General features: G+C 63.1%; 10 protein-coding genes and 1 pseudogene. 5 read left to right on the top strand and 6 right to left on the bottom strand.

Going from position 1 to position 12239, the window contains the following annotated elements:
* The coding region (locus FVW20_RS19830; RefSeq protein WP_231039173.1) for a hypothetical protein at window positions 1-211 on the top strand (211 nt) is incomplete at its 5' end.
* Window positions 212-214: 3 nt separating this feature from the next.
* Here the strand turns inward: FVW20_RS19830 and FVW20_RS16255 are convergent.
* The 3 genes from FVW20_RS16255 to FVW20_RS16245 all read right to left on the bottom strand — a co-directional run bounded on the left by FVW20_RS16255 (window position 215) and on the right by FVW20_RS16245 (window position 2758).
* On the bottom strand, window positions 215-1042 hold the full coding sequence (locus tag FVW20_RS16255) for an ATP-binding protein (protein ID WP_269145842.1): 828 nt from the start codon (window positions 1040-1042) through the stop codon (window positions 215-217).
* A gap of 49 nt (window positions 1043-1091) precedes the next feature.
* Window positions 1092-2192 (bottom strand): DNA cytosine methyltransferase, encoded by a 1101-nt coding sequence (locus FVW20_RS16250; protein WP_196610411.1) that lies wholly within the window; start codon window positions 2190-2192, stop codon window positions 1092-1094.
* A gap of 155 nt (window positions 2193-2347) precedes the next feature.
* Entirely contained in the window at window positions 2348-2758 is a 411-nt protein-coding gene (locus tag FVW20_RS16245; RefSeq protein WP_196610410.1) for a DUF4911 domain-containing protein, read from the bottom strand.
* 413 nt (window positions 2759-3171) lie between these two features.
* Between FVW20_RS16245 and xsc the strand changes: the two genes are divergently transcribed.
* Entirely contained in the window at window positions 3172-4914 is a 1743-nt protein-coding gene (xsc, locus tag FVW20_RS16240) for a sulfoacetaldehyde acetyltransferase (protein ID WP_196610409.1), read from the top strand.
* Between the two features lie 153 nt (window positions 4915-5067).
* Here the strand turns inward: xsc and FVW20_RS16235 are convergent, their stop codons facing one another.
* Complete coding sequence (locus tag FVW20_RS16235) at window positions 5068-6492, bottom strand: sigma-54 interaction domain-containing protein (protein ID WP_012613051.1); 1425 nt, start codon at window positions 6490-6492, stop codon at window positions 5068-5070.
* Between the two features lie 465 nt (window positions 6493-6957).
* On the opposite strand from FVW20_RS16235, the gene FVW20_RS16230 reads away from it, so the two are divergent.
* From FVW20_RS16230 to FVW20_RS16220, 3 genes are all read left to right on the top strand, one after another.
* Entirely contained in the window at window positions 6958-7965 is a 1008-nt protein-coding gene (locus FVW20_RS16230) for a TRAP transporter substrate-binding protein (RefSeq protein WP_196610408.1), read from the top strand.
* 78 nt (window positions 7966-8043) lie between these two features.
* Window positions 8044-9972 carry a TRAP transporter large permease gene (locus tag FVW20_RS16225; RefSeq protein ID WP_372435015.1) on the top strand — a complete coding sequence of 643 codons (1929 nt, stop codon included), beginning with the start codon at window positions 8044-8046 and terminating at the stop codon, window positions 9970-9972.
* 11 nt (window positions 9973-9983) lie between these two features.
* Entirely contained in the window at window positions 9984-10418 is a 435-nt protein-coding gene (locus FVW20_RS16220; protein WP_196610406.1) for a GlcG/HbpS family heme-binding protein, read from the top strand.
* A gap of 120 nt (window positions 10419-10538) precedes the next feature.
* On the opposite strand, the gene FVW20_RS16215 is transcribed toward FVW20_RS16220, so the two are convergent.
* Together FVW20_RS16215 and FVW20_RS16210 are read right to left on the bottom strand one after the other, a co-directional pair.
* A complete protein-coding gene (locus FVW20_RS16215) occupies window positions 10539-11609 on the bottom strand; it encodes a M24 family metallopeptidase (RefSeq protein ID WP_196610405.1) in 1071 nt (356 codons plus the stop codon).
* A gap of 37 nt (window positions 11610-11646) precedes the next feature.
* Window positions 11647-12239: pseudogene (locus tag FVW20_RS16210) on the bottom strand (amine oxidase); the annotation flags it as partial.

Raw genomic sequence — 12239 nt, 5'->3', positions numbered from 1 at the left:
ACACAGGGACGCCATAGACAAAGAGTTCCAACGCCTTGAGCTTTTTGGCTTCGGGAAGGCGGCTAAGTTCCCAGGCGGTTTTCCACGAGTACTTGCTACCGCACCGACGGCATTTGAAACGGCCATCGGCGAGACGCCAAGCTCGGGTGTATGTGCACTTCGGGCATTCTCTCATGTCCAGACCTGCCTATCACAGGTCCGGTTTGGTTAGGTATTACCTAACTTTTTGTGTGTCAGGGCTTTCGTATTCGCCGTCAGCAACCCAGCACGCCAGTTCGGTATTGGCGTTGATGGTGAAAAGCGCCGTTCCGTGCAGATCACCATCCTCTGCCTGGTGCATCAACTGCCACCAGGGCGAGAAGTGGTCCCATGTGATGATGCCTTCAGGGGCGAGTGCCAGAATGGCTTCACGGGTAGTGGGCGTGTTGGGGTTCTGTTCGCGTTCAATGGCGTCGAACCTGTCCCACGCAGCGGCAAGGTGGTCCGCATGGGGTGAGGCGCCGCTCCATTGCAGGTTGCCTTTGAGTTCTTCAAACATTTGCGCCAACAACGCGGGGAATTCCCTAAGTTCGCCGAACTCGACGAGAGGAAACCGCACGTCGTTGATGAACAGGTACGGATTCTCAAAGAATCGCCAATCAACGAGTAGCGCTGCGTAGGGCCGACCAACGCGCTTGCTGACCACAAGAGTGACGGGAGAAAGAAAGGCGGCAGAAAGCCGGCCGATACCCTTTTCGCCAAGGCGGGCACGTTCTGGCAGCCCGTAACGATCTTCTACGGGGACGGGGCCAGCGACCTTGCTTTCTGTGCCTACCACAAGCCATTTGGAGCTTAGGGTTTCGGCATCCATGCCATGCCCGTTGTCGCAGATGGAAGCGACAACAACGTCACCAGAATGGATATGCAGTTCCACCCCGCGAGCGTATGCGTCGTAAGCGTTCTTCCACAGTTCGCTTACGGCGGTGGGGGCGTCTGCTATCTGGCCACGCCCCAAGTGGTCAATGGCTCGGGCGCGCGTCTGGAAGCTGGCTGTGTTCAACATAGTCAGGCCTGTATCAGGGCGCGATAAAAAAGAAAAGCGGGTGCTAACTTTAGCGGCCCTCGCCATCGGGAAGGGCGGCAAGCAACGGGCGTATAACGGCCATGCCGAGGCCTATGGGGACGGCATTGCCGACTTGCGCGCTGGCAGCCATGATGCCGCCTTTGAAAACGAACGTGTCTGGAAAGGTCTGGAAACGGGCGGCATGACGCACCGTTATGCCGTGATGCTGCGTGGGATGGAGAAAGCGCCCTTTGGAGGGGTTGGTACAGGCAGTGGTCATGGTGGGGCCAGGGGTGGCTGGATTGATACGGCCGTAAACATCCTTGTGGCCGTTATGATGCTGGTGGCAGGGGAGTACGCGGCAAGATTGCTGCCTGCTGCCACCATTGATGGGAGTGCTGCGGAATACCTCTACCATTTCAGGGCGGTGGTTGAGGTGGATGGCGTTCGGGTCGTCAGGCGAAAGTTCAGTAGAGAAAACCTGCGCTGCCGTACGCCAAGCTGGCCGACCCTCAGCGCATACCAGTGGATTTTCAGGGGAGAAGTGTGTGGGCGTTGGAGGCCATTCCGGGAGAGGGTTTGCTGCGGCAGCGCCGAGGATGAACACACGCCTGCGGTTTTGCGGAACGCCATAGTCGCGGGCGTTTAAAACCTGCGGGGGGGAAACGTGGTAGCCGGTTTTAGTCGCCAGTTTGTAAAATTGCTTCAGGTAGTCATCGTGCCTAGGCCAAAGTAAGCCGGGGACGTTTTCGACAAGAAAATAGCGGGGGCGAATGGCCTGCACATATTCAAAGTAGCGCAGCAGCAGGGAATTGCGGGGGTCATTCACACCGGCACCTTTGATTCGGTGCGTGGAAAAACCCTGACAGGGAGGTCCCCCCATGATGATGTCTACCTTGCCGGGGGCTAGGCCTGCGGCCTGCATGAAGTCTTCAGGAGAGATGGCGAGAATATCTCCCTCAAAAAGCAGGGGAGCGTGCCGTTGGCCTTCAATGAAATTGTGACGATACGTGGCCGCCGCATGCTGGTTGTTTTCAAGGGCCGCAACGACCTCAATGCCGAGATTGCGGGCGGCAAGGGTAAAACCTCCTGCGCCACAAAAAAGGTCGACCGCTTTAGCGGGCGTGTGGTGGGACGTACGTTGCGCCATATTGTGGAAACATCACTGTGGGCGTTGTAGAACCGATGGGGAGTATACCCAGAGGGCAGGTGAAAAAATAGCCCCCTTGAGTTATCGCGCTTTGCGGACGTTCATGGCCAGATGCCGTGGATGGTGTCCGGCGTTGAGCCTCAACGCGGTAGTGTCTACCCGGGGGAAGTGGCCCGCGTGCGCAACGGAGATTCGAAGACCGTGAAGGGAATGGTGGCGCGCATGGATTCCAGAAAGGCGCGCATCTCCCGTTCCTGATGCGGCGAGAACACGATCTTGAGCACGGCGTCCGCGCCGGGGCCGGTTGACCCCTTGCCCGTGCCGCCGGTGGTGCCGCCTTGCGTGCCGCACCCGTTCTGCGCCGCGCCGCTGCCGTCCGCATCATTGCCGTTCGTGCCGCCCCCCACCCCGCGATCAAGCACGGTCATGTAGCCCATGTTGTCCTGCGCCTCCAGCAAGAAGCGGAACATGGCGATGTGCCGGGGCGCGATGCGCGCGTACAGCCGCGACGATTCATGCGGTGGCGGCAGCGGGGGGGATGGCTTGCGGGGGCGTTTGCGGGCCACGGGGTCTCCTGCGGGTGGGGGGTGTGGCGGCGTGGGGGCATGTCGGGACATGCGGGACGCATCGGCCCCGCGAAGCGGGCGGGGCCTGTGCGATTCGCGGGGTGCCGGTACGGGGGAGGTGCCCCGGCATGGCCGCCGTGTCAAGGAGAAGGGCATAGGCAAACTGTCGGACCATCAGACGGATGTCCTGAGACTGTATGGAAGTCTGGACAGTTTGCGAGCAGGAGGTGTCTGGGGCGAGTCGCGCTTTTATAAATAATATTTATTTTTAATGTGTTGGATGTGAAATGCGCGGCAGGCTCATATTTTGCTAGGCGGGGTGTCGCACTGGATCCACCCGCACGTCGGGATGGAAGGGTGTCTACCGGCCAGACATCCGACAGCGCACATTTCATACTTTCAAGGAGCATATCATGCCCAAGATGACCCCCAGTGAAGCAATGGCTGAAGTCCTCGTGCAGGAAGGCGTCACGCACGTCAGCGGCATTCTCGGGTCGGCCTTCATGGATCTGTTGGACCTGTTTCCCGCCGCGGGCATCGATTTCATTTCGGTGCGCCACGAACAGACCGCGGGCCACATGGAGGACGCCTTTACCAGAATGACGGGAAGGGCGGGTGTCTGCATCGGCCAGAACGGCCCCGGCATCACCAACTACGTCACGGCGGTGGCCACGGCCAACATGGCCCACACGCCCATGGTCGTCCTGTCTCCCAGCGCGGGCAGCATCTCGGTGGGTTGGGACGGCTTTCAGGAATGCGACACCTGGAATCTGTTCAAGCCCATCACCAAGGCATCGCTGCGCGTGCCGCACCCCAAGCGCGCCGCCGACATCCTGCGCACCGCCTTCCGCATAGCCTACGCCGAACGCGGCCCGGTGCTGGTGGACATCCCGCGTGACTACTTCTACGGCGAACTGGACGAGGACATCCTGGCCCCGTCGCAGTACCGCGTGGCCCCCGGCGGCATCGGCAATCCGGAACAGTTCCGCGAGGCGGTGGAAGTGCTGAAGGCCGCCAAGCGCCCGGTCATCGTCTCCGGTCGCGGGGTTGTGGATTCCGGCGCGCTGGAAACGGTGAAGGCCCTGGCGGAACACCTCAACGCCCCCGTGGCCTGCACCTACCTGCACAACGACGCCTTCCCCTGCGACCATCCGCTGTGGACCGGCCCCATCGGGTACATGGGTTCCAAGGCGGCCATGCGCATCCTGCAGCAGGCCGACGTCATCCTGGCCGTGGGCACCCGGCTGTCCTACTTCGGCACGCTGCCGCAGTACGACATCAACTACTTCCCGAAGACCGCCAAGATCGTCCAGATCGACATCAACCCACGCCACATCGCCAAGACCCATCCCGTGGCCGTGGGCCTGTGCGCCGACGCCAAGGACGCCTCCGTGGAACTGCTGGCCCGCGTGCGCGAGGCCATGCCGAATCCCAGGCGCGACGATGCCGTGTACGCCATGGTCAAGGCGGAACTGGAGGACTGGTACAAGGAAATCGCCGCCATCGCCGACGAACCGGTGATGGAAGGCCGCATGCATCCGCGCAAGGCGCTGGACGTGGTGGGCCGCTTCGTCACCGAGCACAACGCCATCGCCACCACCGACATCGGCAACACCTCGTCCACGGCCAACAGCTACCTGCGCTTCCGCAACGCCAAGCGTTCGGTGGCCACGCTGACCTTCGGCAACACCGGTTTCGCCTATCAGGCGGGCCTTGGCGCGCAGCTGGCCTGCCCCGAGGACACGGTGGTGGCCATCGTGGGTGACGGCGCCTGGGGCATGAGCCTGTTCGAGGTGCCCACCGCCGTGCAGTACAACCTGCCGGTCATCGCCACCGTGTACAACAACGGGGCGTGGTGCGCGGAAAAGAAGAACCAGGTGGACTTCTACAACAACCGCTTCGTGGGCGCGGACATCTGGTCCAATTCCTACGCGGCCATCGCGGAAGCCATGGGCGCCACGGGCTACAAGGTGAACACCCAGGCCGACCTGGCCGATGCCCTGGACGCCGCCCGCAAGAGCCGCAAGCCCTCGGTCATCGAGATCATGACCGACGGCACCAGGCTGGCCCCGCCCTTCCGGCGCGATGCCCTGGCCCTGCCCACCCGCCACCTGCCCAAGTACGACCATCTGGACAAGCGGCACTTCGTCAAGTAGCCGCTGCTGACGCTGTTGCGATGCCCGGCCTTCCTCGCCGGGCATCGCCCCGCATCGGGATCTGGAAAAAGACAGGCCCGCCCCTTTGGGGCGGGCCTGTCGCATTGTGGGGCGGCTGACCGCATCCGATCCGCCAGGCACCGTCCGGTCAGGTCAGTTCCCCTGCCTGTCGCGAGAACGCACGGCATGGACGCCGTGCTTCTTCATCTTCTCGTACAGCGTGGCGCGCGAAACCCCCAGCGCGGATGCGGCCCTGGTGACATTGCCGCCCTGCTCGCGCAGGGCATTTTCAATGAGAGCGGCCTCGTTGTGGGCCAGAATGCCCGCAAGGTCGCTCCTGTCCTGCGGTAGCGGGCAAGGCGCGACAGGGCTGGTGTGGACCGGGCGTATTTCCGGGGGCAGGGCGCAGACGTCTATGGCGCTGCCTTCGCGCATGGTGGCGGCATGCAGGATGGCGTTGTGCAGTTGCCGGATGTTGCCCGGCCACTCGAACGATTGCAGCGCAGATACTGCGGCGGGGGTAAAGGTTACGCCCTCGTGCCCCATGCGAGCCAGAAAGTGATGCGCCAGAGGCAGGATGTCCTCCTTCCTGTCGCGTAGCGAAGGAATCTCTATGATGAATGTATTGATGCGATAATACAGGTCTTCGCGGAACGTGCCAGCCTGGACCATGTCCTTGATGTTGCGGTTGGTGGCCGCAATGAGCCGAAAGTCCACGGGTTCCGCCGTTACCGCGCCCACGCGGCAGATGGTGCGGCTTTCCAGTACGCGCAACAGCTTTGCCTGCGCCTGAAGGGGCATGTCGCCTATTTCGTCCAGAAACAGGGTGCCGCCGTCTGCCAACTCTATCTGGCCCATTTTCCCGCTGTGATGGGCGCCGGAAAATGCCCCGCGCACGTACCCGAACAGTTCGGATTCGAAGAGATCCTTGGGAATGGCCGCGCAGTTGATGCTGACCAGCGGCCCGGCGGCGCGCGTGCTTTCGGCGTGCAGCGCATGGGCTGCCAGTTCCTTGCCCGTGCCGGTGGCGCCCAGGACAAGGACCGGCGCATCCATGCGGGCGTAGCTGCGCAGACGGTCCTTGATCTGGTGCATGGAGGCGCTTTCGCCCTTCAGGCTGGCGAGCGAATACTGGGCATGCAGGGTGGCCGCCATGCGCCGCTTGTACTGGCTGAGCTTGTGCCCCAGTTGCTCTATCTTGTTGGAAAGGCGTTTCAGTTCGCTGGGGTCATTGAAGATGGCCTGCGAGATCATGCCGACAAGCGCACCCGCGGCATCGCGCACGGGAATGCGGTTCACCACCAGCTTCTGATCGGCCCGGGGGCCGGGGATGCTGCACAGGTCACCCATTTCCGCCTGGCCGGTGGTCATTACCTCTGGCGCGCGCGACGAGGGAATGACCTCGGTAATGTTCCTGCCGATGATGTCGTGGGGGCGCTTGCCCAGCAGTTCCGCATAGGCCTTGTTGGCAAAACGGATCACGTAGCTGGCGTCGCAATACAGAATGCCCATGGGTAAATGGTCGAATATCAGAAAGGTGACTGCGTCGTTGACTATGGCATCATGCGTTGTGGGCATGCGTAATCCTGTTGGCGGTGTGGCTTTACATTGTGTTCCAGGAAGCACATGTGCATGTGGGGAATGCGAGTGGCCACTGCTGTTCTTGCGGTTTTTTTGCCGCGCGTTCACCAGTTGTTCGCGCAGACGTATGGTAAACCGACACTATTTTGAAAAAATGTCTGGATGTTCGGACGGTTTTTTTGTGTCCCATGTTCTGGTGTTGTCGGGTTCGAGTTGTGGCGGTGCTGACAAGTAACCAGTTTCAAAAGATATTTTCAGTTTGTTCCAAAAGTCTCAAGCGACGGCATGTCGGTTGCAACTTACTCGCCCAGAACGCGCCGCCCCTGGCCGGGGGGACGCACGTTGCGGAAAGGCATGAAGGATACGGTGCCATGAAAACAAGATGGACTGTATCGTGTCGGTCATGGGCATGTGATGCACATGGTCGATGATGGAAACCCATGTAGCACAAGGAGAGAATCCATGAAAAGAGCAGCCATGCTGGTAGCCGCGCTCCTCATGACCGTCGCGTTGGCGGCACCCGTACAGGCGGCCTACGATGGGCCCAAGATCAAGTTCCGCCTGGCGCACACCACGCCTCCCGGTAACCATATCACCCTTGCCTACCAGAAATTTGCCGACCTGGTGGCGGAAAAGTCGGGCGGAAAGATCACTGTGCAGGTGTTCCCCAACGCCATTCTGGGCAGCGACCGGGTGCTGGTGGAAGGGGCGCAGAAGGGCACGCTGGAAATCGGCGTCAGTTCCACCCCGAACCTTGCCAACTTCTCCAAGCTGTATTCGGTGTTCGACCTGCCCTACATCACCTCGCCCAAGTTCCAGAAAAACCTGTACTCCGCCATTGATCCGGGCGGCACGCTGTACGACTACTTCCTGAAGGTGGCCAACGACGTGGGCCTGCAACCCATCATGTACGCGGAATACGGCTACCGCCACTTCGTGTCCGTAAAGCGCCCGCTGGGCAAGGCTTCGGACCTTGCGGGGCTGAAGATGCGCACCACCGATTCACCCGTGGAAGTGGGCGTTGCCAAGGCGCTGAACACCAACCCGTCGCCCATCGCCTGGGGCGAAGTGTACACCGCGCTGCAACAGGGCACCATCGACGCCGAAGGCAACACCTTTCCCCATCTGTTTGGCGCCAAGCACCATGAAGTGCTGAAGTACGCCATCACTTCCGCGCACAACTACGGCATGCAGGTGGCCATGGCCAACAAGGCATGGTGGGATGGGCTGCCCGACGCCGCCAAGCAGATCATCAACGCGGCCGCCCGCGAGGCCACCCAGTATCAGCGCGATGTGCTGTACCCCGAAAACGAAAAGGCCGCCCGCGAAGGCTTCAACAAGGCCGGCATCACCATTCACGATGCCACGGACGCGGAAATCGACGAATTCCGGAAGCTGACCCGCCCGGTGTGGGACACCGTGACCCTGCCGGCCGAACTGATCAAGCTCGTGCAGGACACGCAGAAGTAGCATTGCGCGTTTGGCCCGAAGGGGGGAGGGGCGAGCCTCCCCCCTGTTCTTTTGCCTGCCCGCCATCTTCCGGAGACCATGCACATGTCTGAAAGAAACACATTTTCCTGGGCAACCGCCAACGAGTGGCTGGAAAAACCCTTCCTGGTAGCGGGGCTGATGGTCATGATCCTGGCCATCACCTACCAGACGGGTTTCCGCTATTCCATGGCCACGATCAACGAAATGCTCAACGACGCGGGAACGGTGGCCTTCCTGGCCCGGTTCCTCGACGTCGAGGGGCTGAAAGCGGGGCTGCAACGTATCATCGGCTGGTCGGTGTGGTCCGAGGAACTTTCCCGCTACCTGTTCATCTGGATTTCATACCTTGCCGTTCCCCTGGCCATCATGAAGCGCAGCAACATCCGCGTGGACGTGCTGTGCGCCAAGCTGCCGCCGCGCGCGCAGGGCATGGCCTGGGTGGTGGTGGACGTGTGCACCCTCGTGCTGACGGGGGCGCTCTGCTACATGGGCTTCGGCCATGTGCAGATGCAGATCGCCATGCCCCAGACCACGCCTGCCATGGGCATCAAGTATTTCATTCCGTACATGATCCTGCCGGTGGGCTTTTTCCTCATGACCCTGCGTACCGTGCAGGATCTGGTGCGACAGGCGCGCACCATGCCCGCCTTGGACGTGGTGGGCGGGGTGGCCTGCGGCTTGCTGCTGTTCCTGCCGGTGCTGCTTTCCGACCAGTGGAGCGCGGTGTGGCTGCTGTTCGGCTACTTCGTGCTGTTCCTGCTGGTGGGGGTGCCCATTGCCTTTTCGCTGGGGCTTGCCACCATCGCCACGGTGCTCGGCGCGGGTACGCTGCCCCTGGAATACCTTGCGCAGATCGCCTTCGTCTCCATCGACAGTTTTCCGATCCTGGCCATTCCGTTCTTCATCGCGGCCGGGGTGTTCATGGGGGCGGGAGGCCTTTCGCGACGGTTGCTGGCCCTTGGCGATGAACTGGTGGGCGCGCTGCCCGGCGGCATGGCGCTTGCCACCATCGTGACATGCATGTTCTTTGCCGCCATCAGCGGCTCCGGCCCGGCCACGGTGGCAGCCATCGGCAGCATCACCATTCCGGCCATGGTCGAGCGCGGTTACGACAAGTTCTTCGCGGCCGCCGTGGTGGCGTCCGCCGGGTGCATCGGCGTGATGATCCCGCCGAGCAATCCCTTCGTGGTGTATGGCGTGGCCGCGCAGGCCTCGGTGGGCAAGCTGTTCCTGGCGGGCATCGTGCCCGGCGTGCTGTGCGGCCTGGCCCTCATGGCGGTGGCCTATTACATCTCGCAAAAGAAGGGCTGGCGCGGCGAGGCGCGGCACCGCGACTTCCGCTCGGTGATGCAGGCCATGTGGGATGCCAAGTGGGCGCTGCTGGTCCCGGTCATCGTTCTGGGCGGCATCTACGGCGGCATCATGACCCCCACCGAGGCGGCGGCGGTGTCCGCCCTGTACGGCATGATCGTGGGCCTGTTCATCTACCGCGAGATCACCTGGCGCAGGATGTGGGACTGCATGGTCGAATCGGCGCAGACGTCGTCGGTGATCATCGTGCTGATGGCCATGGCCACCCTGTTCGGCAACATCATGACCATCGAGCAGGTGCCCGACCACATCGCGGCCATGATCCTGGGCGTGACCAGCAACAAGATCGCCATCCTGCTGCTGATCAACGTGTTCCTGCTGTGGGTGGGCACCTTCATGGAGGCCCTGGCCGCCATCGTGATCATCACTCCCATCCTGCTGCCGCTGGTGACGCAGGTGGGCGTTGACCCCATCCACTTCGGGGTGATCATGGTGGTGAACCTGGCCATCGGCTTCATCACGCCGCCGGTGGGGGTTAACCTGTTCGTGGCCAGCAGCATCAGCAAGGTGAGCATCGGCGACGTGGTGCGGGCAGCCTGGCCGTTCCTGGTGGCCCTCATCGTCCTGCTCATGGCCATCACCTACATTCCGGCCATCTCGCTGTGCCTGCTGTAGGCGGAGGCTGCATGCGGACCATACTGCTGGATGATGCTCTCTACGCCACCATGGAGGCCGAACGTCTGGCCCGCACCGACGGGGGCCTGCCTGTCTGCCTGTGCGTGACCGACGGCTGCGGCGACCTTCTGGCTTTCGTCCGCATGGACGGGGCGGCGGAACGGTTGGTGCCCATCGTCATCGCCAAGGCGTATACGGCGGTGCGCATGCGAGCCACCACGGAAGCCTTCAGGACGCGACTGCTCGACGGCGGCCTGACCCTGAACGACTTCTGCGATCCGTTGCTGACCAGCCTGCCCGGCGGGGTGCCCCTGTTGGCGGAGGATGGCCGGTGTGTGGCTGCGGTTGCCGTGAGTGGCCGTGCGCTTGCCGACGATGCCGCGCTGGCGGCGACGTATGCCCGCCTGTTGCGGGAACGGTTGGACCCGGCCCGGGGAGCGGACTGAGGCCGGAGCCCGCGCATGCGTGCAATGCATGCCGGCGCCCATGCGCCCAAACAAAGGCCGCCCCTTCGGGGGCGGCCTTTTCTCGCATATGCCGTGCCGGCCGTGTGGCTGGGGAGGGGGCTAGAGAATCTCCACCCCGTCTTCGGTGACCAGCACCATGTATTCCCAGCGGATGCCGCCCCATTCGGGGTAGTACAGGCCGGGCTCCACGGTCACGATCATGCCGGGCTTCAGGACCATTTCGTTGCGCGGGTTCAGGCTGGGCGGCTCGTGGGTTTCGAGGCCGATGCCGTGCCCCAGCGCGTGGGTGAAGTGGGCGGCCACGCCCTGCGCCTCGAAGTGGGCGCGCGCGGCGCGGTAGGCGTCGGCCACGGGCAGGCCGGGGCGCATGATCCTTATGGCCGCTTCCTGGGCGGCCTTGGTCTGTTCCAGCGCGCGGGTGAAGTGCTCGGCAGGCATGTCGCCCACCCAGAAGGTGCGGGTTTGGTCCGAGTTGTACAGGTCCAGCCGCGCGCCCACGTCCACCAGCACCGGGCAGTTTTCGGTCAGGGGCACGTCGCCGGGGGCGTAGTGGGGCAGGGCGGCGTTGGGGCCAACGCCCACGATGCTGGAGAAGGCCAGTTCGCTGGCGCCATGCTCGCGGAAGAACTTTTCGATGTCCCAGGCCACCTCGGCTTCGGTACGTCCGGGCACGAGGATGCCGGGCACCCATTCCATGAGCTGGTGGTTCAGCGCCGCGGAACGGCGCATCAGCTCGATTTCCTCGGGTTCCTTGATTACCCGCATTTCCTCGACCATGCCGTCGGCCCGTTCCATGATCAGGCCGGGCGAGACCTTGTCGAAGAAGTCCAGGGTCACGGCGCGCGCCTCGAAGCCCACGGTGCCGCGCACCTTGTCCCTGAGCAGGCCGTTGATCTGGCCCGGCGCGTCTCCGGAATAGATGAACACGCGCTCTTCGGGCCACAGGCGGCGGGCCGCGTCGAGATAGCGGGGGTCGGTGCACAGCCAGTCGTTGCCGTCGGCGGTGACGATGAGGTACCCGGCGCTCTCGTTCAACTGCACATCGTGCAGTTCGAAGCCGGAAAGGTAGAACCGGTTGGCCGCGTGGCTGACCAGCAGGGCGGACAGGCCTTTTTCGCGCATGGCGGCGCGCAGGGTTTCGCGCCGCGCCTCGTAGCGTTGTGCATTCATGGTGGTCTCGAATCGGCTCGCCGGTCAGGCGGCCGCATTACAGCTTGTAGGTGGTTTCCTCTTCGCCGAGCACCATGCGCCCGGCCCATTCCACGCCCTGCATGACCGAATGGTCCATGTTGGCGGCCTCGTACTTCCACCCGCCGAAACGCCCGCGCGAATGGATGCCGTGCGCCTCCAGCCACGGCTGGAGGGTGCGCAGGGCGGCGTCGCGCCCCAGGGTGGGCACCGGGTAGCCGTAGTCCACGGCAATGGACCACCGCGACGCAATGCGCTCCCGCTCGTCCGGATGAAGCATGGAGGTGTTTACAAGTCCCTCCACGGTCTTGTCCATCAGGGTGTCCAATTGTTCCGGCTTGTGCACGGACCACGAGGTCTCGGCCATCAGGGCGCGCTGCTGGCCGGGCCGGGCCGCGTTGTTGGGCGAGTAGTTGTGGAAGTTGGTCAGGCGGTAGAAGGGGGCGTTGGATTCCGGAAAGTACATCCAGCAGGTGTCGTCATCACGCATGCCGTCAACGCCAACCCCGGCCACGTACACGCCGTTGCGGGCCAGTTGCCCGGCGGCGGCGCGCAGGTCGTCGCCCACCATGGCGGCGGCGGGCCCCGCGCCGATCTGGTCGCGGATCAGGA

The sequence above is a fragment of the Nitratidesulfovibrio oxamicus genome, assembly GCF_015731765.1.
Lineage (GTDB): Bacteria > Desulfobacterota > Desulfovibrionia > Desulfovibrionales > Desulfovibrionaceae > Cupidesulfovibrio > Cupidesulfovibrio oxamicus.
The sequence above is the reverse complement of the archived record's forward strand: the minus strand, read 5'-3'. Positions and strand labels throughout refer to the sequence as shown.

Excerpts from the sequence above, each read along its gene's own strand:
- FVW20_RS16255 (WP_269145842.1), bottom strand. The coding sequence starts at position 1,042 with ATGTTGAACACAGCCAGCTTCCAGACGCGCGCCCGAGCCATTGACCAC.
- FVW20_RS16250 (WP_196610411.1), bottom strand. The coding sequence starts at position 2,192 with ATGGCGCAACGTACGTCCCACCACACGCCCGCTAAAGCGGTCGACCTT.
- xsc (WP_196610409.1), top strand. The coding sequence starts at position 3,172 with ATGCCCAAGATGACCCCCAGTGAAGCAATGGCTGAAGTCCTCGTGCAG.
- FVW20_RS16235 (WP_012613051.1), bottom strand. The coding sequence starts at position 6,492 with ATGCCCACAACGCATGATGCCATAGTCAACGACGCAGTCACCTTTCTG.
- FVW20_RS16230 (WP_196610408.1), top strand. The coding sequence starts at position 6,958 with ATGAAAAGAGCAGCCATGCTGGTAGCCGCGCTCCTCATGACCGTCGCG.
- FVW20_RS16225 (WP_372435015.1), top strand. The coding sequence starts at position 8,044 with ATGCACATGTCTGAAAGAAACACATTTTCCTGGGCAACCGCCAACGAG.
- FVW20_RS16220 (WP_196610406.1), top strand. The coding sequence starts at position 9,984 with ATGCGGACCATACTGCTGGATGATGCTCTCTACGCCACCATGGAGGCC.
- FVW20_RS16215 (WP_196610405.1), bottom strand. The coding sequence starts at position 11,609 with ATGAATGCACAACGCTACGAGGCGCGGCGCGAAACCCTGCGCGCCGCC.